This is a genomic window from Pseudomonas sp. TE24901, from assembly GCF_054058375.1.
Genome location: NZ_JBSSAF010000006.1, coordinates 249,998 through 275,927, shown reverse-complemented (window position 1 = coordinate 275,927; position 25,930 = coordinate 249,998). Strand labels below are relative to the sequence as shown.

Below are 25,930 nucleotides of genomic sequence, written 5' to 3'. Positions count from 1 at the left end.
CTCCCACATTTGGCTTGCATTCCAATCAGAGACTGGCGGTATTAACCGCGCTCAGGCTGGAAACGGGTGACGAAACCCTTGAGGTTCTGCTGGCGATCCAGCAGGTCCCGCAGCCGGTCCGCCTCGGCACGCTCGATCAGCGGTCCGATAAACACGCGGTTCTTGCCATCGGCGCTGCGGATGTAAGCGTTATAGCCCTGGCTGCGCAGCTTTTTCTGCAAGGCGTCGGCACCTTCACGGTTGCCCAGGCTGGCCACTTGGATGGACCAGCTGATCGGCAAACCATTCGGGTCGATGCGGCTCTGACCCACATCCGGCTTACCCGGCGCAGCCGGTTGCGGCGCTACCGGTTTGGGCGCAGGTGCTGGGGCAGCGGGCTTCGCGGCTGCCACCGGCGCAGCAGGCGCTGGCTTGACCACTGGCACACTCGGCTGCACAGGCGCTGAAGGCGGCTGCTGGGCAGCCACTTCCGCATCGCTCGGCACCGGCTCTTCCTCCGGCAATGCCTGGGGCTCGGGCACCACCACCGGCTCAACCTGTACCTGGGGCACTGCAGGCGCCTGGGGCGCAGCCGGGGCCTCTACGACAACCTGGCGCTGCTCGTCCTGGCGGGAAAACAGCATCGGCAAAAAAATCACCGCCAACGCCACCAGAACCAGGGCTCCGACCATTCGCTGCTTGTATGCGCTATCCAGTAATGCCATGTGCAGCTTCCTCCGTGGAGCGCCGGGCCAACCACTCAAGCGCCTCGGCAACACAATAAAATGATCCGAACAACAGAATCTCATCGTCAGGTGTGGCAACGGCGCACTGCGCCTCAAGGGCATCAGTCACGCTTGCATACGACGCCACCGGCGCACCAAGGTTCTGCAAGGCCGCTTCAAGCTCGGCGGCCGGGCGGCTACGCGGCGTATCCAGCGGCGCTACAGCCCAGGCCTGGACATTGCCCAGCAAGGGCGCAACCACGCCCTCCAGGTCCTTGTCGGCCAGCAAGCCAAACACGGCCAGTCGACGACCGGCCGGCGGCGTGCGGGACAAACGCTGCGCCAAGTACTCGGCCGCATGGGGATTGTGCCCCACGTCCAGCAACAGGTTCAGGCGCTTACCCTGCCATTCGAACTCACGACGGTCCAGACGCCCCACCACGCGAGTCGCCAGCAAGGTAGCGGCGATCTGCTCGGCATTCCAAGGCAGGTCCAGCAGCAGATAGGCCTGCAGGGCCAGTGCGGCATTTTCCATCGGCAGGTTCAGCAACGGCAGGTCGCGTAACTCAACAACTTGGCCGCGCCCATCACGCCCACGCCATTGCCAGTGCTGCTCACCGATCTCCAGGCTGAATTCGCGGCCACGCAGGAAGAACGGGCAATCCAGCTCACGCACCTTGTCGAGCAAGGTGTGCGGCGGGTCAAGATCACCACACAGCGCCGGCTTGCCCTGGCGGAAGATCCCGGCCTTTTCAAAGGCGACGGACTCGCGGGTATTGCCCAGATAATCGGCGTGGTCCACACCAATGCTGGTGATCAACGCCAGGTCGGCGTCCACCACATTGACCGTGTCCAGGCGCCCGCCCAGGCCAACTTCCAGCACGACCACATCCAGCTGGGCACGCTCGAACAGCCAGAACGCCGCCAGGGTGCCCATTTCGAAGTAAGTCAGGGAAATCTCGCCACGCCCGGCATCGAGTGCGGCGAAGGCTTCGCAGAGTTGCTCATCAGTGGCTTCGACACCATTGAGCTGCACCCGCTCGTTATAACGCAGCAGGTGCGGGGAATTGTACACGCCCACCTTCAGCCCTTGGGCTTGCAGCAGCGCGGCGACAAAGGCGCAAGTAGAGCCTTTGCCATTGGTACCGGTCACCGTGATCACGCGCGGTGCCGGGCGGCCCAACCCGAGGCGGGCCGCTACCTGTTGCGAGCGCTCCAGGCCCATGTCGATGGCGGACGGATGCAACTGCTCAAGGTAGGCGAGCCATTCGCCCAGGGTACGTTGGGTCATAGGTTTGCAGGCACCGGTGGCACGACGATCGGTTCGACTTTAGGCGCAACGTACACAGGGGTAGGCAGGCCCATCATCTGTGCCAGCAGGTTACCCAGGCGTGGGCGCAGCTCGCCACGCGGGATGATCAGGTCGATGGCGCCGTGCTCCAGCAGGAACTCGCTGCGCTGGAAGCCTTCCGGCAGTTTTTCACGCACGGTCTGCTCAATCACGCGCGGGCCGGCAAAGCCGATCAGGGCCTTTGGTTCGCCAACGATCACGTCACCCAGCATCGCCAGGCTGGCGGAAACGCCGCCGTAGACCGGGTCGGTGAGCACGGAGATGAACGGGATGCCCTCTTCACGCAGGCGCGCCAGTACCGCAGAGGTCTTGGCCATTTGCATCAGGGAAATCAGGGCTTCCTGCATGCGCGCACCACCGGAGGCGGCGAAGCAGATCATCGGGCAACGGTTTTCCAGGGCGTAGTTGGCAGCGCGCACAAAGCGCTCACCGACGATGGCACCCATGGAGCCGCCCATGAACGAGAACTCGAACGCCGACACCACGACAGGCATGCCCAGCAGCTTGCCGCTGACGGAAATCAACGCGTCTTTCTCGCCGGTCTGCTTTTGCGCAGCGGTCAGGCGGTCCTTGTACTTCTTGCCGTCGCGGAACTTGAGACGGTCGACCGGCTCCAGGTCAGCACCCAGCTCGTTGCGACCTTCTGCATCAAGGAAGATGTCGATGCGGGCGCGGGCGCCGATACGCATGTGGTGGTTGCACTTGGGGCAAACGTCCAGGGTCTTTTCCAGCTCCGGGCGGTACAGCACCGCGTCGCAGGATGGGCACTTGTGCCACAGACCTTCAGGAACCGAGCTTTTCTTCACCTCGGAACGCATGATCGAAGGGATCAGTTTGTCTACTAACCAGTTGCTCATGCTTTCTTTCTCCAGTACCGGTGGCTTGAACACAGCCCCGCGTATGCCCTTGAGCTAAATTCATATGTGGCGATGACGCATGCAGGACGGGGTCAGGTGTTCGACCGGCCATTTCCTGCACACTTCCTCAGCCTTCCAGACAACCTGCCCGTGCAAGGTTGCCACTTCATTTCCGGGCCTCCCGCAGGCGGCGCCGGGCTGTTTTACACAGTGGTAGTTATGGACGGCGGCAGACTGCCAGCCGTCACATCCCGCCACTGCTGTTGCGCACGGCTTGCATGAATGCGCGAATCTTGGCGTGATCCTTGATGCCCTTGCCCTGCTCCACCCCACCGCTGACATCCACGGCATACGGGCGCACCTGCTCGATCGCAGCCCCGACATTCGCGGGGTTGAGCCCGCCCGCCAGGATGATCGGCTTGCTCAGGCCCTCGGGAATCAGCGACCAATCGAACGCCTCCCCCGTCCCCCCGGGTACGCCTTCGACATAGGTGTCCAGCAAAATCCCGCGAGCGCCGGTGTAGGCCGCGCATGCCGCCGCGATATCGTCGCCGGCCTTGACGCGCAACGCCTTGATGTAAGGGCGCTGGTAGCTTTCGCACTCATCAGGGCTTTCGTCACCGTGAAACTGCAGCATGTCCAGCGGCACGGCATCCAGGGTTTCGTTGAGTTCACAGCGGCTGGCGTTGACGAACAAGCCCACGGTGGTCACGAACGGCGGCAGCGCGGCGATGATCGCCCGTGCCTGCAAGACATTCACCGCACGCGGGCTCTTGGCGTAAAACACGAAACCGATGGCATCCGCTCCCGCCTCGACTGCCGCCAGCGCGTCTTCCATGCGGGTAATCCCGCAAATCTTGCTGCGAACGGCGGACATGTCGTGAAAACCTCAGGCATCGGACCGATAAAGTCCCGGATGGTAACAAAAGCTTTTCCGGGCGTCAGCCGCCAAGTTCGCTGAAACCGGTGAGGAAGTGTGGCCCGATGAAACGTTCCGGCAATTCGAACTCGTCGCGATACTCCACATCCACCAGGTACAGGCCGAAAGGGTGAGCCGTCACGCCGCCGGTACGGCGGATCCGGCTTTCCAGCACCTCCTTGGCCCATTCCACCGGGCGCTCGCCCGTGCCGATGGTCATCAACACACCGGCAATGTTGCGCACCATGTGATGCAGGAACGCCCCGGCGCGGATATCCAGCACGATCATCTTGCCGTGACGGGTCACCCGCAGGTGGTGGACTTCCTTGATCGGCGACTTGGCCTGGCACTGGCCGGCGCGGAACGCACTGAAGTCATGCACGCCTACCAGATACTGCGCGGCTTCGGCCATGCGGTCTGCGTCCAGCGGGCGGTGGTTCCAGGTGATTTCTTCGTTGAGGTGCGCCGGGCGGATCTGATCGTTGTAGATCACGTAGCGGTAGCGCCGGGCGATGGCCTTGAAGCGCGCATGAAAGTGCGCAGGCATGACCTTGGCCCAACTGACGCTGACATCATGGGGCAAGTTGATATTGGCGCCCATGACCCACGCCTTCATCGAGCGCTCGGCTTGGGTATCGAAGTGCACCACCTGGCCACAGGCGTGCACACCGGCGTCCGTACGCCCGGCGCACATCAACGACACCGGCGAGTCGGCGACCTTCGACAAGGCGTTTTCCAGGGTTTCCTGCACCGTCGGTACACCCGAGGCCTGGCGCTGCCAGCCGCGATAGCGCGAGCCTTTGTATTCCACGCCCAGGGCGATGCGGTAAAAGCCTGCGGCCGCCATTTCGGCAGCCGGGTTATCTATATTTGCCAAGAACTGAGAGCCTGATGAGTTGCGCAAAGGTGGCCATTATAAAGGCCGAAATAGCGAGATGGGCGCTTTTGTTAAGGACTGGCGCCGAGCCAAATGTGGGAGCGGGCTTGCTCGCGAATGCGCAGTGTCAGTCACTGCAAATGGTGACTGAACCATCGTATTCGCGAGCAAGCCCGCTCCCACATTAGAGTTTCGTCGCCCGTCAGATACGGCCGAGCATTTCCTTGGCCTCGCCGCGCTGAACCTCGTCACCTTCGGTCAGCACTTCGCTGAGAATGTCCCGCGCACCGTCGGCATCCCCCATGTCGATATAGGCCTGGGCCAGGTCCAGCTTGGTCGCGACTTCATCGGTGCCGGAGAGGAAGTCGAATTCCGGCTCATCGCCCCCCAGCGCCGCGTCTTCAGCAGTAAAGGACGGCTCGATGGGCGGATGCTCCAGACTCTGGGACAGACGATCCAACTCAGCGTTGACGTCATCCAGCTCCGACGCAAATGCATCGGGCTTGGCAACGCCAGGCGCCTCTGGCTCATCGGCCAGGGACAGGTCGAAGTCTTCCGGCAGGTCGAAATCGTCCAGCGCAGCCGGCGTGAGGGTCGGCGGTTCAACGGCTGGCACATCCTTCATCTGGTCTTCAAGGCCCGAGAGGAAGTCGTCATCGGACTGCGCAGAGCCCGGCGCGTCCAGTTGCAGGTCCAGGTCAAAGTCCGACAGGTCGTCCGGGCTGGCCTTGGCATCGGTCTGCTGTTGCAGCACCGACTCAAAGCTCAACTCATCATCCGGGATGACCACAGCCGGGGAAGCCGCTTCCAGGTCGTCCAGGCTCAGGTCGAAATCGGTGTCGAACGCATCAGCCTCGGGAGCAGGCGTCGGCGCCGGTGCGGCCGGCTTGTCTTCCAGCAGGTCCTTGACGTACTGGGCGTCCAGCGCGGCGGCGGCAACCGCGGCGCTGACACCAGCCGCCAACACGGCCATGGCCGGGAAGCGCGACTTGAGCTGTTCAACCTGGGCATGGTTTTCACCATTGGCCACCAGTTGACGCTCCTGGGTCACGAAACCGTCCTTATCGTTTTGCAGGCCGTAGACTTCCATCAGCTTCAAACGCAGGTCGCTGCGCTTGGGCTCGTGCTTGATCGCCTGCTCCAGCACATCGGCGGCCTGGTTCAGGTGGCCGCGATCGATATGGGACTGGGCCTGCGCCAAGGCGTCGCTGGAATTCATCGGGGCCACTGCAACGGCCAATGGCGCGAGCACGGAGGCAACGGTTGGTGTGATTACCGGCTCCTCAACCACCGGGGCGGGGGTTGGGGCCGCTGCCAGCTTTACATTGGGAGCTGGCACCTCCAGGCCTTCGAAGCTGTCTGGTGGCAGGTCATGATCGAGGTTGGAGGTGAACTCCGGCTCTTCCGCCAGCGCCCGCGCCATGCGCAGGTGTTTTTCCTCTTCGCGGCGAGCGTTGCGATGGCGCGCCCACAGCAGCAGGAGCAGCAACACCACCAGGCCCGCCGCACCGCCGACCACGCCGAGCACGATCGGGTTGGTCAGCAGGTCGTTGAATTTGTCTTCGGTCGAGGCAGGCGCGGCTTGCGGCTTGATCGGCTCAGGGGCTGGCGCAGTGGCTTCCGGGGTCGCAGGCGCAGGCGTGGCAGGTGCCGCGGCGGCCGGAGCGTTGGCCAACTGCGCCGACATCGCTGCCGTCGCAGGGGCAGCAGCCGGGTCGCCTTTTTCGGCCTGCAAGCGCGCCAGCTGATCGTTTTTCAGCTGGATCAGCTTTTGCAGCTTGTCCAACTGGCTTTGCAGATCGGCCGCACGGCTTTTCAGTTCTTCATTGTCGCGACGGGTGGTGTCCAGTTGTTCCTGAGTCATCGCCAGCTTGTCGCTCAGGGCGCGGTTGTCACCCGCCTTGCCCTTCGCGCCTTTTTTGGCGGACTCGGCCGAGACCAGGCTCAGGTTGTCCTGGGTGTTGGTGCTTGAGGGTGCACTGCCCGCCTGGGTCCGCTTGGTGGCGTCCAGTTGTTGCTTGCCGGCCACCGGGTTTGTTGCCGCGCGACGGCCCTGACGCCAGGCATTGTTCTGCGCAGTCACCTCGGCAATGGCCTTCGATTGCGGCAGGCTGGTGGCTTGCACACGATCCGGCAGGCGCAGGACCTGGCCGGTTTTCAAACGGTTGATGTTGCCATCGATGAAGGCATCCGGGTTGAGCGCCTGGATCGCCAGCATCGTTTGCTGCACCGACGCGCCATTACGGTTCTTCTCGGCGATTTCCCACAGGGTGTCGCGCGAAGTCGTGGTGTGCTGGGCCGGTTTACTGACGGCAGGCGCGGTATTCGCCGGCGCGCTCAAACGCACTGTCGGCGCAGGAGCCGCTGCCGTCGGTGCAGGTGTTGCCTGATCGAACTTGGCCGGGTCGAGCAGCACGCTGTAGTCGCGCATCAGGCGGCCATTGGGCCATTGCACCTGCAGCAGGAAGCGTATGTAGGAATCGGGCAACGGCTTGCTGGAGGTGACACGCACCACGCTGCGCCCGTTAGGGTTGATGACCGGGGTAAACGTCAGGTCATTGAGGAATGCCTGGCGATCGACGCCCGCATCCACAAACGCCTGGGACGACGCCAGGCTCGGGGTGATCTCGGACGCGGTGAGGCCACCGACATCGAGCAGTTCGATTTCCACCGACAACGGCTGGTTCAACTTCGACTTGAGGGTCATTTCCCCCAGCTGCAGCGCCTGCGCCATACCGGAGGACAGCGCCGAGGCGGCCGCTATTGCTAACACCAGTTTGCGAACTTGAACCATAGCCTCATCCTTTGTCTGAACACTCCCCGGCCCGCGAGAAGGTTGGTAACCGCTGCCATAAGGCATGGCGAGCCGATAGGTCACCGACGCGCATCTTTTGCTGCTTGGGGCCAAGCATAGCGCCTGGCTAGAATCAATCTACAAATTGCCGCCAAGTATCTTTTACGCAAGGCCTTTTATCAACAACTGCGCCAGCTGCACCGCATTCAGGGCGGCGCCTTTGCGTACGTTATCTGACGTCAGCCACAGATTTAGTTCCGCGGGGTCATCCACACCTGCGCGAACCCGGCCCACGTAGACCACGTCCTGGCCCACCGCATCGCCCACGGCCGTTGGGTAATCGCCCTCCTCGACCAGCTCGATACCCGGTGCAGCCTCAAGCACGCGGTTGACGACCGCCAGATCGACCGGCGCCCCCAGTTGCAATGACACAGTCAGGCTATCGCCAAAAAACACCGGGGCTTGAACGCAGGTTGCGGAAATCTTCAGCAACGGCATGTCCAGTACTGCGCGCAGCTCGTGTACGAGGCGTTTCTCCAGGGCTGTATGACCTTGGGCGTCTGGCTTGCCGACCTGGGCCAGCAGGTTGAAGGCCATTTGCCGATCAAAGAACTGCGGCTCCAGCGGTCGCACGTTCAACAGCTCGGCGGTCTGCCGGGCCAACTCACTGACGGCTTCGCGGCCCTGGGCCGACACCGCCAGGTTGGCGGTGACGCTGACGCGCTGGATATCGAGCAACCCGCGCAACGGCGCCAGCACCACTGCCAGATTGGTGGCCGATGGGCTTGGACTACCGAGCTGAAATGGTTTGCTCAGCCCGCTCAACACGTGCGCATTTGCCTCCGGCACAACCTGAGGCGCTTGTTCGGCCGGCAACGCACCGGACAGATCGATCACCGAGCAACCCGCCGCCGTAGCACGCGGGGCGAAGCTCAAGGTTACAGCCGGGCCCGCGGCAAAGAACGCCAACTGCACCTTGCTGAAATCGAACTCGTCGACTTCCTTGACCCGCACGTTCTTGCCGCGAAACGGCACCGACGCACCGGCCGAGTTGCTGCCGGCCAGCAAATGCAGGGCGCCGACCGGGAAGTCCAGTTCTTCGAGGATCTGCACCAGGGTTTCACCGACAGTGCCGGTGGCGCCGATCACGGCGATATCAAAGGTCTGGGTCATGGGGGCTGCCTCGGGCATTGCGGGGGGAGCGGCACTTTACCGGGTGGCTGGGGGTGAGGCAATTGAACCGGCTTATGCGGTGGAGCTGATGGCCCTATCGCAGGCAAGCCAGCTCCCACATTTGACCGTGTTCACAAATCAAAATGTGGGAGCTGCGGTGCGACGATTCGACTTGCCTGCAATGGCGACCTCAAGAACAACAAAAAACCCGCGCCTGTCACCAGAACGCGGGTTTTTCTTATTGCCTTACGCGATCAACGTTCCAGCAAGATCCGCAGCATGCGGCGCAGCGGTTCGGCCGCGCCCCACAGCAGTTGGTCGCCAACGGTGAACGCGCCCAGGTACTGGGTGCCCATGTTCAGCTTGCGCAGGCGGCCCACCGGTACGTTCAGGGTGCCGGTGACCTTGGTCGGGCTCAGCTCCTGCATGCTGATGTCGCGGTTGTTCGGCACCAGCTTGACCCATGGGTTGTGCTGGCTGATCAACGCTTCGATATCGGCGATCGGCACATCTTTGTTCAGCTTGATGGTCAGTGCCTGGCTGTGGCAGCGCATCGCGCCGATACGCACGCAGATGCCGTCCACCGGGATCGGGCTCTTGAAGCGACCGAGGATCTTGTTGGTCTCGGCCTGGGCCTTCCACTCTTCGCGGCTCTGGCCGTTCGGCAGCTCTTTGTCAATCCACGGGATCAGGCTGCCGGCCAATGGCACGCCGAAGTTCTCGGTCGGGTAGGCATCGCTGCGCATGGCTTCGGCCACGCGGCGGTCGATGTCGAGGATCGCGCTGGCCGGGTCGGCCAGTTGATCGGCCACGGCCGCGTGGGTCGCGCCCATCTGCTTGATCAGCTCACGCATGTTCTGCGCGCCGGCACCGGAGGCCGCCTGATAGGTCATGGCACTCATCCACTCGACCAGGCCGGCTTCGAACAAGCCACCCAGGCCCATCAGCATCAGGCTGACGGTGCAGTTGCCGCCGACGTAGTTCTTGGTGCCCGCATCCAACTGCTGGTCGATGACCTTGCGGTTCACCGGGTCGAGGATGATCACCGCGTCGTCCTGCATGCGCAGGCTCGACGCGGCGTCGATCCAGTAACCCTGCCAGCCGGCTTCGCGCAGCTTGGGGAAGACTTCGCTGGTGTAGTCGCCACCCTGGCAGGTCAGAATCACGTCGAGGGTTTTCAGCTCTTCAATGCTGTAGGCGTCCTTGAGCGGGGCAATATCCTTGCCCACAGACGGCCCTTGGCCACCCACATTCGAAGTGGTGAAAAACACCGGCTCAATAAGATCGAAATCCTGCTCTTCCAGCATCCGCTGCATGAGCACGGAACCGACCATACCGCGCCAACCGATCAGACCTACACGTTTCATCGCAACTACACCTTGTTAAAAAGTGGGCCGCCTGCAGCAAACTTCTGCAAGGGGGCCCGAGAGATTACAGATTCCGCAGCGCGGCGACTACTGCGTCGCCCATTTCTTGCGTTCCAACTTTGGTGCAACCCTGCGACCAGATGTCGCCGGTGCGCAAACCCTGGTCCAGCACCAGGCTCACGGCCTTCTCGATGGCGTCGGCCGCTTCACTCAGGTTGAAGCTGTAACGCAGCATCATCGACACCGACAGAATGGTCGCCAGCGGGTTGGCAATGCCTTGGCCTGCGATGTCCGGCGCCGAACCGTGGCAAGGCTCGTACATGCCCTTGTTGTTGGTGTCCAGGGACGCCGACGGCAGCATACCGATGGAGCCGGTGAGCATCGAGGCCTGGTCGGACAGGATGTCGCCGAACAGGTTGTCGGTGACGATCACGTCGAACTGCTTGGGTGCGCGCACCAGTTGCATGGCAGCGTTGTCGACGTACATGTGGCTCAGTTCGACATCCGGGTAGTCCTTGGCCACTTCTTCGACGATTTCACGCCACAGCTGGCTGGAGGCCAACACGTTGGCCTTGTCCACCGAGCAGACCTTCTTGCCACGCACACGGGCCATGTCGAAGCCAACACGGGCGATACGGCGGATTTCGCTTTCGCTGTACGGCAGGGTGTCGTAGGCCTGGCGTTCGCCATTCTCCAACTCACGCACGCCACGTGGCGAGCCAAAGTAGATACCGCCGGTCAGTTCACGCACGATCAGGATGTCCAGGCCCGCGACCACGTCCGGCTTGAGGCTCGACGCATCAGCCAATTGCGGGTAGAGGATCGCCGGGCGCAGGTTGCCGAACAGGCCCAGTTGCGCACGGATCTTCAACAGGCCGCGCTCAGGGCGGATGTCACGTTCGATCTTGTCCCATTTCGGGCCACCCACGGCGCCGAGCAGTACGGCGTCCGCCGCACGGGCGCGGTCCAGGGTTTCATCGGCCAGCGGTACGCCGTGCTTGTCGATGGCGGCGCCGCCGATCACGTCGTGGCTCAGCTCGAAGCCCAGGCTGTACTTGGTGTTGGCCAATTCCAGGACCTTGACCGCTTCGGCCATGATTTCCGGACCAATACCGTCGCCAGGGAGAATCAGAATCTGCTTGCTCATGGGTTCCTCATTTCATCAAGCGGCCTGCCCGCGGGCAGGTCGGGAAAAATCGATCAGCGCTCGGCAAACACCACCAGCACGTCGGTGCTGAAGGTGCCGTCGGCTTGAATGTCGTAGTAGTCACGCACTTCCTGACCCATCGCCTGTTGCAGCTCAAGGATGGCTGCGCGCAGCACCTCTGGCGTGCGCATGCGCTCGACCCACGAGGTGTATTCCAGGCGCAAGCGTTGGCGGCTGCTGTTGCGCACATGCAGGCCGGACTCACTGAGCTGCTGCATCCACTCGGCGGCGCTGTAGTCACGCACGTGGCTGGTGTCGCGCAGCACTTCGACGGTTTGCAGGTAAGTGTCCAACAGCGGGCTGCCCGGTGACAAGACGTCGACAAAGGCCGCCACGCCGCCCGGCTTCAGCACCCGGCGCACTTCGCGCAGGGCCAGGCCGAGGTCGCTCCAGTGGTGGGCCGAATAACGGCTGAACACGAAGTCGAACTCGCCATCGGCGAACGGCAAGCGTTCGGCGGCGCCGTGCACGGTGCGGATGTTGCCCAGGTTACGGTCTTTCGCAGCGGCGGCGACCACGTCGAGCATCTGCTGCGACAGATCGTAGGCCACCACTTCGTTGACCAGCGGCGCAACGTGGAAGCTGACATGACCGGCACCGCAGCCCAAATCCAGCAGTCGCGCACTGCCCTGCCCGGCCAGCTCGGCCTGCAGCAGCGCAAATTCGGTGCCTTGGGCGTGCACGGCACTGCTCAGGTAGGCGGAGGCTTGCTCGCCGAATTGTTTTTGCACGACTTGGGTGTGGGCGGTGGTGGTCATGGTGGTTTTTCCTTGGGTTTTGGGGTGGTTGTACGGGCGCTATCGCCGGCAAGCCAGCTCCTACAGTTGGAATGCATTCCAATGTGGGAGCCAGGCTTGCCCGCGATGGGGCCTGCACGGTCTACCGCCAATCAAGCATCGCGAAACAACCAAGGCTGGCTCGCCCGGTGCTTGGCTTCAAACGCGGCAATCGCGTCGCCGTCCTGCAAGGTCAGGCCGATGTCGTCCAGGCCATTGAGCAGGCAGTGCTTGCGGAAAGCGTCCACTTCAAAGTGATACACCTTGCCATCCGGACGGGTCACGGTCTGCGCGGCCAGGTCGACGGTGAGCTGGTAGCCCTCCTCGGCCTCCACTTGCTTGAACAGCTCATCCACTTCGGCATCGCTCAAGATGATCGGCAGCAAGCCGTTCTTGAAGCTGTTGTTGAAGAAGATGTCGGCATAGCTCGGCGCGATGATGCTGCGAAAGCCATATTCTTCCAGGGCCCATGGCGCGTGTTCACGGCTGGAGCCGCAACCGAAGTTCTCGCGGGCCAGCAGCACGCTGGCGCCTTGGTAGCGTTCGGCGTTGAGCACGAAGTCCTTGTTCAGCGGGCGCTTGGAGTTGTCCTGGTAGGCGTAACCCACGTCCAGGTAGCGCCACTCGTCGAACAGGTTGGGGCCGAAACCGGTGCGCTTGATCGACTTCAAGAACTGCTTGGGGATGATCTGGTCAGTGTCGACGTTGGCACGATCCAAAGGGGCGACAAGGCCGGTGTGTTGGGTAAAAGCACGCATCGGGTATTCCTCAGATCAATTCGCGAACGTCGATGAAACGACCGTTGACGGCAGCGGCAGCGGCCATGGCCGGGCTGACCAGGTGAGTACGCCCACCGGCGCCCTGGCGCCCTTCGAAGTTACGGTTGGAGGTGGAGGCGCAATGCTCGCCCGACTCCAAACGGTCCGGGTTCATCGCCAGGCACATCGAGCAGCCTGGCTCGCGCCATTCAAAACCGGCTTCGAGGAAGATCTTGTCCAGGCCTTCGGCTTCGGCTTGCGCTTTCACCAGGCCCGAACCCGGCACCACGATGGCTTGCTTGATGGTCGAGGCCACTTTGCGGCCTTTGGCGATGACGGCTGCGGCGCGCAGGTCTTCGATCCGCGAGTTGGTGCAGGAACCGATGAACACGCGATCCAACTGGATATCGGTGATCGCCTGGTTGGCCTGCAAGCCCATGTACTTCAAGGCGCGCTCGATGGAACCGCGCTTGACCAGGTCGGTTTCCTTGGCCGGGTCCGGCACGTTCTGGTCGACGGCCAACACCATTTCCGGCGAGGTGCCCCAGCTGACTTGCGGCTTGATCTGGGTAGCGTCGAGCTCGACCACGGTGTCGAACACCGCATCGGCGTCGGAGACCAGGTCTTTCCAGGCTTCGACAGCGGCCTCCCAATCGGCACCTTGCGGAGCGAATGGACGGCCTTTTACGTATTCAACGGTCTTTTCGTCCGCCGCCACCATGCCCACGCGGGCACCGGCTTCGATGGACATGTTGCAGATGGTCATGCGGCCTTCGATGGAGAGGTCGCGGATCGCGCTGCCGGCGAACTCGATGGCGTGGCCATTACCGCCGGCGGTGCCGATCTTGCCGATCACGGCGAGCACGATGTCCTTGGCGGTCACGCCGAACGGCAAGGTGCCCTCGACCTTGACCAACATGTTCTTCATCTTTTTGGCGACCAGGCACTGGGTGGCGAACACATGTTCCACCTCGGAAGTGCCGATGCCATGGGCCAAGGCGCCGAACGCACCGTGGGTGGAGGTGTGGGAGTCACCGCAGACCACGGTCATGCCCGGCAAGGTGGCACCCTGCTCCGGGCCGATCACGTGAACGATCCCTTGACGCACGTCATTCATCTTGAATTCGGTGATGCCATATTCGTCGCAGTAGTCGTCGAGGGTCTGCACCTGCAAGCGCGACACCTGGTCGGCGATGGCGTCGATGCCGCCTTTGCGCTCGGGAGTGGTCGGTACGTTGTGGTCCGGTGTGGCGATGATGGAGTCGACGCGCCAAGGCTTGCGCCCGGCCAGCCGCAGGCCTTCGAACGCTTGGGGCGAGGTCACTTCATGGATGATGTGACGGTCGATATAGATCAGCGACGAACCATCGTCGCGCCGTTTCACTTCATGGGAATCCCAAAGCTTGTCGTAAAGCGTTTTGCCGGCCATCAGTCGGTCCTCATCAGCGGTGTTTCATACGCCGGGCTTTTCAATAACCCTTTGGCTTGTGAGGCTGATGGTATGGCGCTACATTAAATAACTCAAATTCATATTTTTTATGCTTTGGATTACCAACTGGAATACAGCAATGGACCTGGCCAACCTCAATGCCTTTATCGCCATCGCCGAGACCGGCAGCTTCTCCGGCGCCGGCGAACGCCTGCACCTGACCCAACCGGCCATCAGCAAGCGCATTGCCGGCCTTGAGCAACAATTGAAGGTGCGCCTGTTTGATCGCCTGGGCCGTGAAGTCGGCCTGACCGAGGCCGGGCGGGCCTTGCTGCCCCGCGCCTATCAGATCCTCAACGTGCTGGATGACACCCGCCGCGCCCTCACCAACCTCACCGGCGAAGTCAGCGGGCGGCTCACTCTGGCCACCAGCCATCACATTGGCTTGCACCGCCTGCCCCCGGTGCTGCGCACCTTTACCCGGGAATACCCCAACGTGGCGCTGGATATTCAGTTCCTCGATTCGGAAGTGGCCTACGAAGAAATCCTCCACGGCCGCGCCGAAGTGGCGGTGATCACCTTGGCGCCCGACCCGCACAACCTCGTCCGCGCCACGCCGGTCTGGGATGACCCGCTGGATTTCGTGGTCGCGCCGGAACACAGCCTCACCAGCAACGGCACCGTCAGCCTGGCGGATATCGCCAAGCACCCGGCAGTTTTCCCCGGTGGCAACACCTTTACCCACCATATTGTCAGCCGGCTGTTCGAAGCCCAGGGCCTCACGCCGAACATCGCGATGAGCACTAACTACCTGGAAACTATCAAGATGATGGTCTCCATCGGCCTGGCCTGGAGCGTGTTGCCGCGCACCATGCTCGATGATCAGGTGGCAAGTATCGCTTTGCCGGGCATACAGCTCAGTCGCCAGCTAGGCTATATCGTGCACACCGAAAGGACGCTGTCGAACGCTGCGCGGGCTTTCATGAGCCTATTGGATGCACAGGTCGATCTGCCAGGGATACCGGCATGAAGCTGTGCGGCCTCAAGGCCTGAACCAACCCGCGCCGAACGCCCATCGAGCCAAGGCCCTTTGATAATGCGCAACCCCGTCGATTCCGTGCCACCCCTGCCCCGCATCTACGCCCTTGACCCTCAAGAGGCGGAACAGAGCTGGGACAGCGCCCCACAGCTGCTGGCAGCGCTGAACGCTGCCCGGCTGGGTGCATGGTGCTGGGAAATCGACAGCGGGCGCATCAGCTGGTCGCGGGGCACCCAGGCGCTGTTCGGCTTCGACCCCCGGCAGCCGCTGCCCAAGGACCTGGACTACCTCGACCTGCTCGCCCCCGAAGACAGTGCCCGTGTGGTGCGGGCCTTTCATGCCGTGCTGGCCGGCGAACCGTTCGAGCAGGCCATGCACCACCGCATCCAATGGCCCGACGGCAGCCTGCACTGGCTGGAAATCAACGGCAGCCTGGCGCCAGACAAGGCCGGCCGCCGTCGCATGATCGGGGTGATCCGCGAAATCACCCACCAGCGCGAACGGGAAAATGCCCTTGGCCACTCCGAAAAACGCTTCGCCACGCTGTTTCACCTGTGCCCGAACATGGTGTTGCTCACCCGCCAGTCCGACGGCCTGATCAGCGAGGCCAACCAGTATTTCGAGATGCTGTTCGGTTGGCCGGTCGCCGACGTCATCGGCCGTACCACCCTCGACCTTGGCCTGTGGCGCCACCCCGAACAGCGTGCGCTGCTGGTCAAGGCGACCCAGCGCAAAGGCGAGCCGATCACCATGGAGGTGCAGTTTTGTGCCAGCAACGGCCAGATCCACGATGGCACCCTCAGCGCGCAGAAAGTCGAGCTGGAGGGCGAGGCCTACCTGATCAGTACGTTCCTGGACACCACCGAGCGCAAAAACGCCGAGCAGGCCCTCAAGGACAGCCAGGAGCGCCTCGACCTGGCCCTGGACTCGGCGCAGTTGGGCACCTGGGACTGGCACATCCCCACCGGCATGCTCTACGGCTCGGCCCGCGCCGCCCAATTGCACGGCCTGCCGCCCGAACCCTTCCATGAATCCTTCGATGCATTTTTCGAGGGCATGTCCGATGAAGACCGCGAAGGCATGCGCAACGCCTACCGCAGCCTGCGCGAAGGCCCTGAAGGTAACTATCAACTGACCTATCGCGTGCTGATGGAGGACGGCAGCCCGCGCTATCTGGAAAGCCGCGCACGCCTGTACCGCGATGACGCCGGCAAGCCGCTGCGCATGGCCGGCACCTTGTTGGACATCACCGACCAGGTGGAACGCGAGCAACGCCTGACTGCTTCCGAAGAAAAGTTCGCCAGCCTGTTCCAGGCCAGCCCCGACCCCATTTGCGTCACGTGCTTGGACAGCGGCGAATTCATCGAGATCAACCCCGCCTTTACCCAGACGTTCGGCTGGACAGCCGCCGAGGTCATCGACAAGAGCGCCGACCAGATCGGCCTGTGGGACGACTCCAGCAAACGCCTGCAGCGCATCGAGCGAGTGATTCGCGAGCAATCGTTGAGCAATGTGGCGATTGTGGTGCATCACAAGAACGGCCAGAGCCTGACCTGCGTGATTTCCAGCCGGCTGATCAAGGTCGGCGACCAGCCGTGCATCGTCACCACCTTGCGCGACATTACCCAGCAACAGCGTTCGGAAGCGGCGCTGAAGGCCAGTGAAGAGAAGTTCGCCAAGGCCTTCCATTCCAGCCCCGACGCCATTTCCATCACCGAGCGCGATACCGGCCGGTACGTGGAGGTCAATGACGGGTTCTGCCGACTGACCGGTTATCGCGCCGAAGAAGCCATCGGCCTCACCCTGTACCAGATCGGCATCTGGGCCGATGAAAACCAGCGCGCTGCGCTGCTGGCCGAGTTGCAGATCAAGGGGCGCATCCATCACCTGGAAATGCTCTGGCATAACAAGCGCGGCGAGTTGCTGGCGGTGGAAGTGTCGGTAGAACCGATTACCCTCAACGAGACGCCCTGCCTGCTGCTGACCGCCCGCGACGTGAGCCTGCTGAAAAATGCCCAGGCGCAGATCCGCCACCTGGCCTACCACGACCCGCTGACCAACCTGCCCAATCGCGCCCTGCTGATGGACCGCCTGAGCCAGCAGATCGCCCTGCTCAAGCGTCACAACCTGCGCGGCGCCCTGCTGTTCCTGGACCTGGACCACTTCAAGCACATCAACGATTCGCTCGGGCACCCGGTGGGCGACACCGTGTTGAAAATCGTCACCGCGCGCCTGGAAGCCAGCGTGCGCATGGAAGACACCGTGGCGCGCCTGGGCGGCGACGAGTTCGTGGTGCTGCTCAGCGGCCTGGACGGCACGCGCACCGAAGTCAGCGCCCAGGTGCAGGAACTGGCCGACACCTTGCGCGAGCTGCTCTCGGAACCGATGTTCCTCGACGGCCACCGCCTGCAGGTCACGCCGAGCATTGGCGTGGCGCTGATCCCCGATCACGGCTCCACCCCGGCCGACCTGCTCAAGCGCGCCGACATTGCCCTGTACCGCGCCAAGGATTCGGGGCGCAACACCACGCAGATGTTCCACAACAGCATGCAGAAAACCGCCAGCGAACGCCTGCGCATGGAAACCGACCTGCGCCTGGCCTTGTCACGTGGCGAGTTCAGCGTGCATTACCAGCCTCAGGTGGATGCGCGTGGCAACAAGATCATCGGCGCCGAAGCCCTGGTGCGCTGGCAGCACCCGCAACTGGGCGCGCAATCGCCCACGGAATTCATCAAAGTGCTGGAAGACAGCGGCCTGATCCTGGAAGTGGGCACCTGGATCCTCGACGAAGCGTGTGCCGCCTTTCAGCAATTGATCGCCGACGGACTGGTAGACCCGCTGAAGTTCAGCCTGTGCGTGAACATCAGCCCGCGCCAGTTTCGCCAGAACGACTTTGTGGAACGGGTGCAGCGCAGCCTCAGCCAGCACCAGCTGCCGTGCAGCCTGCTGAAACTGGAGATCACCGAAGGCATCGTGATCCAGAACCTGGACGACACCGTAGCCAAGATGCGCCGCCTGAAAAAACTCGGCGTGAGTTTTGCGATGGATGACTTCGGTACCGGCTACTCCTCGCTCACCTACCTCAAGCGCCTGCCGGTGGATGCGCTGAAGATCGACCAATCGTTTGTGCGCGATGCAACCCACGACCCCAACGACGCCGAAATCATCCGCGCCATCGTAGCCATGGCCCGCAGCTTGAACCTGGAGGTGATCGCCGAGGGCGTGGAAACCCCGGAACAATTGGCGTTTTTGCAGAGGCTGGGTTGCCACGTGTTCCAGGGGTATTTGCATAGCCGGCCGTTGCCGATCGAGGGGTTCAGGCGGTTGTTGGGGTAGCCGTCATACCAACTTCTGCGCCCACAAACTATTGCTCATCCAACTCGATGAAAGAAGGCTTTCCTTCTTCCCAAACAGGTCGAGGGCGCCATCAATCACGGCCACTGAATGCCCATTACCGGCCAAGGTACCAATGGCGCCCTTGGCCAGTTCCTCCGCATTGCTTTCGCGTATGTAGGCAAACAAGCCCAATCGGCGCAGTGCATTACCAGGGAAATCACCGTCGTTGAGCGTCTGCATGGCCACTTCGAAACTCTGCCTTGCGCGAAAGTCGTTGTTCTCCGATTGCGCTCGCTTTGCGCTCACCGCATACAAGAAGTTGGCATCCTCCAGCAACGCCGGATCAGCCCCCGTCAATTGCGACACCCGCCTGGCCTTGGCCAGTTCTTCATGAGTAAGCGTTAAGGGGAAGCCGTCGCGCATAGTGACTTCAAAACCCTCGGGGCGCTCAGTCACCGTACGAAAAATATCCTTCGGTTTCTGCCCAAATCTCATCATCGCAGCCTTGATCGCCGACACTGTCGCGCAATTGCCATTGGCGCCCTGATAAAAGCCGCTCCAGATATTCTTAGGCTTTTCACTGGTGGGCACTGCCCCAGCCGAACTCGACCGCGAAGTACTGGGGAACAATCTGTAGCCATAGCGATTACCGACTGGCATTGGAAAGCCATCGCGGCGACCGACCCCGTCCACGACCAATGTGCTGCCAAAGTTGTGGGTACCCATCACCGCCACCACGCCCTCGCCCACCATCTCACCCGGCGACACATATTGGGACAGGCCATACACCCCCATCCCCTGCAAGCATCTCAATGTGGTTTCACCCTGGAGCGTCTTGGCCAGCGCCGCCGCAAAACTCGCATACCCCCCGACGCTCTGCTTGCGTTTCACAAAGACCGCCAATGCAAAGTTGGCAGCCCTGACCACCTCAACGTCATCACCACCAAACCTCGATGCCTGGGCCACTTGGCTCAATTCATCCTGCGAGACATGCACTTTGAATTCATCTTTCATCGTCACGTCGTAGCCGCTACCAGAAGACGTGACTTGATCGAACATGTCGGCCGGCGCAGGACCCAGTGTCGCCATCATCATTTTGATCACGGCAGCATGGCTTGTGCCGTCAAAGTTCTCACCAAACCGTCGCTCGGCGACATTAAAAGCGTTAGCCCAGTTGGTGGTTTTTTCCGCCACCGGCACTGAAGGCTGCCCCGCGGAGAACGGGTACTGAGGCGGTGATGCAAAAGCGGGGGCGTTTAATACCGGAGCATTCATGAACCATGATTCCTGAGGGATGTACCCGAGGTTCGTGGGCTCCAGCGTTATTCGGTTCCGACCATCCCATTTCACAATAAGAAAAGGGCGCCAATGGCGCCCTTTCTTGAAGAGGTATCGCTACGCCGCGACGGCGGGATGTGGCATGCCCAGCAAGCGGCTGACCTGCTCCAGCTCGGTCTCCCGGCGCAAGGCCGTGAACAGCTCCACCGCCTCGGGGTAGTTGCGTGTCAACATTGCCAGCCATTGTTTCAAGCGGCCCGGCGCCTGGCGCTCGGTCAGTTGCTCGACCGATTGGGTCCAGAAATCCTGGAGCATGGGTTGCATCTGCGCCCAGGTCATTTCCACCACCTCTTCGCCGGCGCGCGCGGCGGCAATCTGGCGCGCCAGGTCGGGACGTGCCACCAGGCCACGGCCGAGCATGATGTCTTCGGCGCCACTGACTTCACGGCAGCGCTTCCAGTCTTCGACACTCCAGATGTCGCCATTGGCGAATACCGGCACCTTGACCACGTCCTGCACACGCGGGATCCACTCCCAATGGGCGGGCGGCTTGTAGCCATCGGTCTTGGTGCGCGCATGCACCACGATATGCGCCGCGCCGCCTTCGGCCAGGGCCGTGGCGCACACCAGCGCGCCGTCCGGGCTGTCGAAGCCCAGGCGCATCTTGGCAGTCACAGGGATGTGCGCAGGCACCGCACGACGTACGTGCTCAACGATCTGATTGAGCAACTCCGGCTCCTTGAGCAGCACCGCACCGCCACGAGACTTGTTCACCGTCTTGGCGGGGCAGCCGAAGTTCAGGTCGATCACTTGCGAACCCAGCTCACAGGCCAGGGCGGCGTTTTCCGCCAGGCACACCGGGTCGGAGCCGAGCAATTGCACGCGCAGTGGCACACCCGCCGCGGTGTGGGCACCGTGCAGCAGCTCCGGGGCAAGCTTGTGAAAATAGGCCGGGGTGAGCAGGCGATCATTGATGCGGATGAACTCGGTCACACACCAGTCGATACCGCCGACACGGGTCAGCACGTCCCGCAGGATGTTGTCGACCAACCCCTCCATGGGCGCCAAAGCAATTTGCATGGAAAACACTCAACAAAAATCGTGGCGCAGTTTACTGGGTTTCCCACCGCAACCGCTAACCCCCCGTCAGTTGCGCAGCGCCGGGCCGTAACCGTCGAGGAACTCGGGCGGCATGCGCTTGGGCTTGCCAGTGGACAGTTCGATGCACACAAAGGTGGTTTGCGCACGCAGCAGGGTCGCGCCATCGCGAGGGCGCATCAGCTGGAAGCGACGGGTCATTTTCAGGCGCTGGTCCCAGTCGACGATCCAGGTGGCCAGTTGCAGCTCGTCGCCCTCATAGCCGGCGGCCAGGTAGTCGATCTCATGGCGCACCACGGCCATGGCACGGTCCAGGCGGCGGTACTCGGTAAGGTCCAGCCCCAGGCGCTGGGAATGGCGCCACGCGCAGCGCTCCAGCCAGGACACGTACACCGCGTTATTGGCGTGCCCCAGGCCGTCGATGTCTTCAGCGGCGACCTGCAGGTCGATGATAAACGGTGTTGCCAGATCCCAGCCCATGCCTTGCTCCAGTCGATTGATGTCGGCGGGAGCAGTGTATCAGGCGGTTTGCCGCTCCTGCACACGACGACCGGCCAGCAGGGCCAATACGCCCTCGATCACGCGGGGATCGGCCAGCACGCGCTGGTGCCCGCCCTGTTCCAGGCGCAGCAGGCGGCTGTCGAACCAGGCCTCGTGGATGGCCTGGGACGCCTTGACCGGTACGAACGTGTCGTCTTCGGCGTGCACGATCAGGCCGGGCATATTCATCTGGTAGTGAGCCACATCCAGGTGCTTGAGCGGCATGCCGAAGGTCAGCTCGACCTCCTGGATAAACGCCGAGCGCGCACGCGGCGGCAAACCCACCATTCGGGTAAAGCCGCGCAGCACATCGAGAAAGCGCGACGGCGCAGCAATACTGACCAGCGCCTCGGTGCGCAACCCCAGTTGCACCGCCAGCATCGCGCTGGCGCCGCCCATGGAGTGACCGACCACGGCGTGCAAGGGTGGCAACTCATTGGCCGCCTCCAGCATGGCTCGGGCGAACAGCAGCACGTGCGCCTCACGCCCCGGCGAACGACCATGAGCCGGGCCATCCAAAGCAATCACCGAATACCCGTTTTGCACCAGGGCGGTGATCAGGCTGGCAAACTGTGTAGGGCGCCCTTCCCAGCCGTGCATCAACAGCACCGCAGGACCTTGCCCCCAACGCAGGGCGGACAGACCGAAACGCAAGGTGATGCGCTCCGATTGCGCCAGTAGTGGCAGCTCCCAGTCACGCGGCGGCAGGTCGCGCGGGGTCATGAAGGTACGCCGCATTCTGCCCGCCACCGTGTGCGGCGCCAGGCGGCCAACGGTGTTATTGAAACCACGAATCCATGTCAGGGCGCCCATGATGCGAATCCTCTCTTAGCGCACGGCCGACTTGGCTGCGCGTAACACACGGTCGGACAACTCACCCGGGCCCAAGGCGCGAGCCAGGGCCAGGCCACCGATCATCAACGCCATGTCGGCCAGGGCCTTGTCGGTGTCTTCGGGGCTGGCGGCCAATTGGGCGGCCATCAGCTCCACGTGTTCGTTCAAGGCGTCGCGGAAGGTGTCCGGCAGGCGCGCCATCTCGCCGACAGTGGCGGGGATCGGGCAGGCCTGGGCCGTGGAGTCGCGGTGCTTGCGCGACAGGTAGAACGCGGCTACCAGGCTCCTGCGCTCTTCACCGGTCAGTTGCTCGTCCATGTCGTCGATCGACGCGCGGCGCTTGGCCAACAGTTGAGTGAAAGCCTCCAACATCAGCGCGTCCTTGCTTTCAAAGTGCGCGTAGAACCCACCGACGGTGAGCCCTGCCGCTCCCATGACTTCCCCGACGCTCGGCTCGGCCGGGCCGCGCTGGATCAACGCCGCACTGGCAGCCTGCAGAATGCGTTCGCGGGTTTGCGCTTTTTTATCGCTCATCAAAGCCTCCGTTTCTCATGGGTTGAATATTATTACCATAATAATATTTGGCAAGCCACCAGCATGACCGCTCGTCTGAGCGCCCCCTCTGCAAATAATGGAATAAAACCGTCGCTTCAGCCGTTGTCGATGCAACACACCCTACAGCGGAGAGAACGTCATGGCCTGGACGCAGCAAAACGAGAACTGCGCATGGGTGGCGGGCGAGGCACCCTATGTTTTCGACAATGAATACACGGCCAACTTCATCAGCGGTTTTCGCACGGTGCTGATCGCGAAGATCGAAGCCGAAGGCGTGGGCAACCAACCGTTCGGCAAATTCTTCAACGACCGGGACGGGCACGCTGAAGCCAACTTCCTGGAGGCGCTGCGGGCCAATGAATGGGTATTCGATGCGGGCTATCAGGAAATCGTGGTGAGCATCAACAACTCGCCGTGTCGCCAGTGCTGCGTGCTGTTCAAGCAATACATGGAAGAGATTCAGCTGCGCTTTCCGAATACCACGCTGGTCATCGAGACCGCCAACATCTATCACCCGAACGACCCGCAAGACCAGGCCTGCCTGCGCGCCTTGTCACGCTTGCCCGGCATTCGCGTGGAGATGTGGAACGTCGCACTGATCAACGCCCAGAACCAGGGCCCGGAAGTCAGCCCTGCGCAGGAACTGGCGCGCATCAACAAATCCTTGCGCACCGCCCATGTGGTTCGACGAATGCCGTAACCAGGTGAGGTAAAAACCCAAACGCCAGACAAACAAAAGGGCCATTCAATAATTGAATGACCCTTAAAAATCCCGCAGAGCGGGTAATCGTGGCGTCCCCTAGGGGACTCGAACCCCTGTTACCGCCGTGAAAGGGCGGTGTCCTAGGCCACTAGACGAAGGGGACACAAACCTTCTATACAACTGATCAGTGCTGAGAACTGATCGATTCAAAGCCGGTGTGGCCAGACCTTGAACCTGTAAATTGGTGGAGCTAAACGGGATCGAACCGTTGACCTCTTGCATGCCATGCAAGCGCTCTCCCAGCTGAGCTATAGCCCCAGATTTTTCGTCTCGCGACGCAGCAGGCCTTTCGAACTGCTTGTTGAAACTGGCGTCCCCTAGGGGACTCGAACCCCTGTTACCGCCGTGAAAGGGCGGTGTCCTAGGCCACTAGACGAAGGGGACAAAACCTTCTGTACAACTGATCAGCGCTGAGAACTGATCGATTCAAGGACGGTGTGGCCAGACCTTGAACCTGTAAATTGGTGGAGCTAAACGGGATCGAACCGTTGACCTCTTGCATGCCATGCAAGCGCTCTCCCAGCTGAGCTATAGCCCCTCATCGGTGAGGACGGGGCGAATCTTAATGGCGCTTTGGAAACGTGTCAAATTTATTTTCAACAATTTTCAAAATTTTTTGCCGGGATAACAATCACTTACCGGCGAAACCCCGGAAAACCGGGGTTTCGTCGTTGTAGCAGGCTGATTAAGCGATAGCGCCCAACAGCTTTTCCCACTCTTTGTTTTCTTTCTTCGACACACCACCAAGCAAATCAAGGGCTTGGCGCAGACGGAAACGCGTGAGGTCCGGACCGAGGATTTCCATCGCATCGAGCACCGACACCGAACTCGCCTGCCCGGTGATCGCGGCAAACATCAGCGGCATGGCATCACGCAACTTCAGCTCCAGGGACTCCACCACCGCCTGGATCGTCGCGGTGATCGCGTCCTTCTCCCACTGGCGCAGGCTTTCGAGCTTCCACAGGATCAACTGCATCAACTGGCGCACCTGGTCGCCCGAGAGCTTCTTGGACTCGAACAGCTTGGCATCCGGGTTCACGCCCCCGGCAAAGAAGAAACTCGCCAACGGCGCGACCTGGCTGAAGGTCTCCACCCTGCCCTGCACCAGCGGCGCGATCTTCATCATGTACTCAGGGTTCAGCGCCCACTGCTGCACACGGCTGGCGAACTCTTCCACCGGCAGGTCACGCAGCCATTGGCCGTTGAGCCACGACAGCTTCTCGATATCGAAAATCGGCCCGCCCAGGGACACACGGGACAGGTCAAAGTTGTCGACCATTTCCTGCAGCGAGAACTTCTCGCGCTCGTCCGGCATCGACCAGCCCATGCGGCCCAGGTAGTTGAGCATCGCCTCAGGCATGAAGCCCATGCGCTCGTAGAAGGTCACCGAAGTCGGGTTCTTGCGCTTGGACAGCTTGCTCTTGTCCGGGTTACGCAGCAGCGGCATGTAGCACAGTTGCGGCTGTTCCCAACCGAAATATTCGTAGAGCAGGATCAGCTTCGGCGCCGACGGCAGCCATTCTTCGCCACGCAGCACGTGGGTGATGCCCATCAGGTGGTCGTCGACCACGTTGGCCAGGAAGTACGTCGGCAGGCCGTCGGTCTTCATCAGCACCTGCATGTCCATGCGGTCCCACGGGATCTCGACGTCGCCACGCAGCATGTCCGGCACCACGCACACGCCTTCGCTCGGCACCTTCATGCGGATCACATGGGGTTCACCGGCCGCCAGGCGGCGCGCCACTTCTTCTTTGGACAGCAGCAACGCACGGCCGTCGTAGCGCGGGGTCTCGCCACGGGCCTGTTGCTCGGCGCGCATCTGGTCCAGCTCTTCAGCCGTGCAGAAGCACGGGAACGCATGGCCCATGTCGACCAGCTGCTGGGTGTACTGCTTGTAGATGTCGCTGCGCTCGCTCTGGCGATACGGGCCGTGCGGGCCGCCGACGTCCGGGCCTTCGGCCCAGGTAATGCCCAACCAGCGCAGGGCATCGAAGATCTGCTGTTCCGACTCGCGGGTGGAACGCAGTTGATCGGTGTCTTCGATCCGCAGGATGAATTCACCGCCGTGCTGCTTGGCAAAGCAGTAGTTGAACAAGGCGATGTAAGCAGTGCCGACGTGGGGATCCCCAGTAGGCGATGGCGCGATGCGCGTGCGGACGGTGGTCATGGCAGGTCTCGAATGGGCGATAAATCTGAAAATTGAAACAAGGGGCGAATGGTAACACCAGCTTGGGTGATTCTGGCAGACCGAGGTGCCTGCATTCGCGAGCAAGCC

Annotated in this window: 21 protein-coding genes and 4 tRNA genes; 3 read left to right on the top strand and 22 right to left on the bottom strand. The window is 62.1% G+C overall.

Going from position 1 to position 25,930, the window contains the following annotated elements:
• Positions 1–41: 41 nt before the first annotated feature.
• From ACVWVP_RS14365 to leuC, 12 genes are all read right to left on the bottom strand, one after another.
• The gene (locus ACVWVP_RS14365; RefSeq protein ID WP_178924438.1) at positions 42–704 is read right to left on the bottom strand and encodes an SPOR domain-containing protein; all 663 of its coding nucleotides are present in this window, start codon (positions 702–704) and stop codon (positions 42–44) included.
• Complete coding sequence (folC, locus tag ACVWVP_RS14360) at positions 688–1,995, bottom strand: bifunctional tetrahydrofolate synthase/dihydrofolate synthase (protein WP_457406670.1); 1,308 nt, start codon at positions 1,993–1,995, stop codon at positions 688–690. The genes ACVWVP_RS14365 and folC overlap by 17 nt, the downstream gene beginning before the upstream one ends.
• Positions 1,992–2,912, bottom strand: coding sequence for an acetyl-CoA carboxylase, carboxyltransferase subunit beta (accD, locus tag ACVWVP_RS14355; RefSeq protein WP_025856447.1), 921 nt, complete (start codon positions 2,910–2,912; stop codon positions 1,992–1,994). Before accD ends, folC begins: the two co-directional genes overlap by 4 nt.
• Positions 2,913–3,156: 244 nt before the next feature.
• Complete coding sequence (locus ACVWVP_RS14350) at positions 3,157–3,789, bottom strand: phosphoribosylanthranilate isomerase (RefSeq protein WP_259173650.1); 633 nt, start codon at positions 3,787–3,789, stop codon at positions 3,157–3,159.
• A gap of 64 nt (positions 3,790–3,853) precedes the next feature.
• Positions 3,854–4,678, bottom strand: coding sequence for a tRNA pseudouridine(38-40) synthase TruA (gene truA / locus ACVWVP_RS14345; protein WP_178924501.1), 825 nt, complete (start codon positions 4,676–4,678; stop codon positions 3,854–3,856).
• Positions 4,679–4,910: 232 nt separating this feature from the next.
• Positions 4,911–7,502 carry a FimV/HubP family polar landmark protein gene (locus ACVWVP_RS14340; protein WP_457406666.1) on the bottom strand — a complete coding sequence of 864 codons (2,592 nt, stop codon included), beginning with the start codon at positions 7,500–7,502 and terminating at the stop codon, positions 4,911–4,913.
• A 162-nt stretch (positions 7,503–7,664) separates the two neighbouring features.
• Complete coding sequence (locus ACVWVP_RS14335) at positions 7,665–8,675, bottom strand: aspartate-semialdehyde dehydrogenase (RefSeq protein ID WP_178924445.1); 1,011 nt, start codon at positions 8,673–8,675, stop codon at positions 7,665–7,667.
• A 254-nt stretch (positions 8,676–8,929) separates the two neighbouring features.
• Complete coding sequence (gene asd / locus ACVWVP_RS14330) at positions 8,930–10,042, bottom strand: aspartate-semialdehyde dehydrogenase (protein ID WP_178924447.1); 1,113 nt, start codon at positions 10,040–10,042, stop codon at positions 8,930–8,932.
• Between the two features lie 64 nt (positions 10,043–10,106).
• On the bottom strand, positions 10,107–11,189 hold the full coding sequence (leuB, locus tag ACVWVP_RS14325; RefSeq protein WP_178924449.1) for a 3-isopropylmalate dehydrogenase: 1,083 nt from the start codon (positions 11,187–11,189) through the stop codon (positions 10,107–10,109).
• Positions 11,190–11,242: 53 nt separating this feature from the next.
• Positions 11,243–12,007, bottom strand: a complete 765-nt coding sequence (locus tag ACVWVP_RS14320) for a class I SAM-dependent methyltransferase (RefSeq protein WP_178924451.1) — start codon at positions 12,005–12,007, stop codon at positions 11,243–11,245.
• 131 nt (positions 12,008–12,138) lie between these two features.
• Positions 12,139–12,783 carry a 3-isopropylmalate dehydratase small subunit gene (gene leuD / locus ACVWVP_RS14315; RefSeq protein ID WP_259173683.1) on the bottom strand — a complete coding sequence of 215 codons (645 nt, stop codon included), beginning with the start codon at positions 12,781–12,783 and terminating at the stop codon, positions 12,139–12,141.
• A 10-nt stretch (positions 12,784–12,793) separates the two neighbouring features.
• Positions 12,794–14,212, bottom strand: a complete 1,419-nt coding sequence (leuC, locus tag ACVWVP_RS14310; RefSeq protein WP_457406661.1) for a 3-isopropylmalate dehydratase large subunit — start codon at positions 14,210–14,212, stop codon at positions 12,794–12,796.
• Between the two features lie 139 nt (positions 14,213–14,351).
• On the opposite strand from leuC, the gene ACVWVP_RS14305 reads away from it, so the two are divergent.
• Both ACVWVP_RS14305 and ACVWVP_RS14300 read left to right on the top strand, forming a co-directional pair.
• Positions 14,352–15,242, top strand: a complete 891-nt coding sequence (locus ACVWVP_RS14305) for a LysR family transcriptional regulator (protein WP_178924457.1) — start codon at positions 14,352–14,354, stop codon at positions 15,240–15,242.
• Between the two features lie 66 nt (positions 15,243–15,308).
• Complete coding sequence (locus ACVWVP_RS14300; protein WP_259173684.1) at positions 15,309–18,587, top strand: EAL domain-containing protein; 3,279 nt, start codon at positions 15,309–15,311, stop codon at positions 18,585–18,587.
• A 3-nt stretch (positions 18,588–18,590) separates the two neighbouring features.
• On the opposite strand, the gene ACVWVP_RS14295 is transcribed toward ACVWVP_RS14300, so the two are convergent.
• The 5 genes from ACVWVP_RS14295 to ACVWVP_RS14275 form a co-directional block, all read right to left on the bottom strand.
• Positions 18,591–19,862, bottom strand: a complete 1,272-nt coding sequence (locus tag ACVWVP_RS14295) for a hypothetical protein (RefSeq protein WP_457406658.1) — start codon at positions 19,860–19,862, stop codon at positions 18,591–18,593.
• A gap of 120 nt (positions 19,863–19,982) precedes the next feature.
• Positions 19,983–20,945: a tRNA dihydrouridine synthase gene (locus tag ACVWVP_RS14290; protein WP_457406656.1), complete on the bottom strand. Its 963-nt coding sequence runs from the start codon at positions 20,943–20,945 to the stop codon at positions 19,983–19,985.
• A gap of 66 nt (positions 20,946–21,011) precedes the next feature.
• On the bottom strand, positions 21,012–21,443 hold the full coding sequence (locus ACVWVP_RS14285; protein WP_259173690.1) for an acyl-CoA thioesterase: 432 nt from the start codon (positions 21,441–21,443) through the stop codon (positions 21,012–21,014).
• Positions 21,444–21,482: 39 nt separating this feature from the next.
• The gene (locus ACVWVP_RS14280; RefSeq protein ID WP_178924467.1) at positions 21,483–22,316 is read right to left on the bottom strand and encodes an alpha/beta hydrolase; all 834 of its coding nucleotides are present in this window, start codon (positions 22,314–22,316) and stop codon (positions 21,483–21,485) included.
• A gap of 15 nt (positions 22,317–22,331) precedes the next feature.
• Positions 22,332–22,871 carry a TetR/AcrR family transcriptional regulator gene (locus ACVWVP_RS14275; protein WP_178924469.1) on the bottom strand — a complete coding sequence of 180 codons (540 nt, stop codon included), beginning with the start codon at positions 22,869–22,871 and terminating at the stop codon, positions 22,332–22,334.
• 160 nt (positions 22,872–23,031) lie between these two features.
• Between ACVWVP_RS14275 and ACVWVP_RS14270 the strand changes: the two genes are divergently transcribed.
• Complete coding sequence (locus ACVWVP_RS14270; RefSeq protein ID WP_259173694.1) at positions 23,032–23,592, top strand: hypothetical protein; 561 nt, start codon at positions 23,032–23,034, stop codon at positions 23,590–23,592.
• 90 nt (positions 23,593–23,682) lie between these two features.
• Here the strand turns inward: ACVWVP_RS14270 and ACVWVP_RS14265 are convergent.
• The 5 genes from ACVWVP_RS14265 to gltX all read right to left on the bottom strand — a co-directional run bounded on the left by ACVWVP_RS14265 (position 23,683) and on the right by gltX (position 25,822).
• A tRNA-Glu gene (locus ACVWVP_RS14265) sits at positions 23,683–23,758 on the bottom strand.
• Positions 23,759–23,837: 79 nt separating this feature from the next.
• Positions 23,838–23,913 (bottom strand) — tRNA-Ala (locus ACVWVP_RS14260).
• Positions 23,914–23,963: 50 nt separating this feature from the next.
• Positions 23,964–24,039: transfer RNA gene (locus ACVWVP_RS14255), tRNA-Glu, on the bottom strand.
• A gap of 78 nt (positions 24,040–24,117) precedes the next feature.
• A tRNA-Ala gene (locus tag ACVWVP_RS14250) sits at positions 24,118–24,193 on the bottom strand.
• Positions 24,194–24,340: 147 nt separating this feature from the next.
• Complete coding sequence (gene gltX / locus ACVWVP_RS14245; protein WP_058427800.1) at positions 24,341–25,822, bottom strand: glutamate--tRNA ligase; 1,482 nt, start codon at positions 25,820–25,822, stop codon at positions 24,341–24,343.
• Between the last annotated feature and the right edge of the window lie 108 nt (positions 25,823–25,930).

Bases quoted from the DNA above. Each gene is read 5' to 3' on its own strand.
- ACVWVP_RS14365 (WP_178924438.1), bottom strand. From the start codon at position 704: ATGGCATTACTGGATAGCGCATACAAGCAGCGAATGGTCGGAGCCCTG.
- folC (WP_457406670.1), bottom strand. From the start codon at position 1,995: ATGACCCAACGTACCCTGGGCGAATGGCTCGCCTACCTTGAGCAGTTG.
- accD (WP_025856447.1), bottom strand. From the start codon at position 2,912: ATGAGCAACTGGTTAGTAGACAAACTGATCCCTTCGATCATGCGTTCC.
- ACVWVP_RS14350 (WP_259173650.1), bottom strand. From the start codon at position 3,789: ATGTCCGCCGTTCGCAGCAAGATTTGCGGGATTACCCGCATGGAAGAC.
- truA (WP_178924501.1), bottom strand. From the start codon at position 4,678: ATGGCGGCCGCAGGCTTTTACCGCATCGCCCTGGGCGTGGAATACAAA.
- ACVWVP_RS14340 (WP_457406666.1), bottom strand. From the start codon at position 7,502: ATGGTTCAAGTTCGCAAACTGGTGTTAGCAATAGCGGCCGCCTCGGCG.
- ACVWVP_RS14335 (WP_178924445.1), bottom strand. From the start codon at position 8,675: ATGACCCAGACCTTTGATATCGCCGTGATCGGCGCCACCGGCACTGTC.
- asd (WP_178924447.1), bottom strand. From the start codon at position 10,042: ATGAAACGTGTAGGTCTGATCGGTTGGCGCGGTATGGTCGGTTCCGTG.
- leuB (WP_178924449.1), bottom strand. From the start codon at position 11,189: ATGAGCAAGCAGATTCTGATTCTCCCTGGCGACGGTATTGGTCCGGAA.
- ACVWVP_RS14320 (WP_178924451.1), bottom strand. From the start codon at position 12,007: ATGACCACCACCGCCCACACCCAAGTCGTGCAAAAACAATTCGGCGAG.
- leuD (WP_259173683.1), bottom strand. From the start codon at position 12,783: ATGCGTGCTTTTACCCAACACACCGGCCTTGTCGCCCCTTTGGATCGT.
- leuC (WP_457406661.1), bottom strand. From the start codon at position 14,212: ATGGCCGGCAAAACGCTTTACGACAAGCTTTGGGATTCCCATGAAGTG.
- ACVWVP_RS14305 (WP_178924457.1), top strand. From the start codon at position 14,352: ATGGACCTGGCCAACCTCAATGCCTTTATCGCCATCGCCGAGACCGGC.
- ACVWVP_RS14300 (WP_259173684.1), top strand. From the start codon at position 15,309: ATGCGCAACCCCGTCGATTCCGTGCCACCCCTGCCCCGCATCTACGCC.
- ACVWVP_RS14295 (WP_457406658.1), bottom strand. From the start codon at position 19,862: ATGAATGCTCCGGTATTAAACGCCCCCGCTTTTGCATCACCGCCTCAG.
- ACVWVP_RS14290 (WP_457406656.1), bottom strand. From the start codon at position 20,945: ATGCAAATTGCTTTGGCGCCCATGGAGGGGTTGGTCGACAACATCCTG.
- ACVWVP_RS14285 (WP_259173690.1), bottom strand. From the start codon at position 21,443: ATGGGCTGGGATCTGGCAACACCGTTTATCATCGACCTGCAGGTCGCC.
- ACVWVP_RS14280 (WP_178924467.1), bottom strand. From the start codon at position 22,316: ATGGGCGCCCTGACATGGATTCGTGGTTTCAATAACACCGTTGGCCGC.
- ACVWVP_RS14275 (WP_178924469.1), bottom strand. From the start codon at position 22,871: ATGAGCGATAAAAAAGCGCAAACCCGCGAACGCATTCTGCAGGCTGCC.
- ACVWVP_RS14270 (WP_259173694.1), top strand. From the start codon at position 23,032: ATGGCCTGGACGCAGCAAAACGAGAACTGCGCATGGGTGGCGGGCGAG.
- gltX (WP_058427800.1), bottom strand. From the start codon at position 25,822: ATGACCACCGTCCGCACGCGCATCGCGCCATCGCCTACTGGGGATCCC.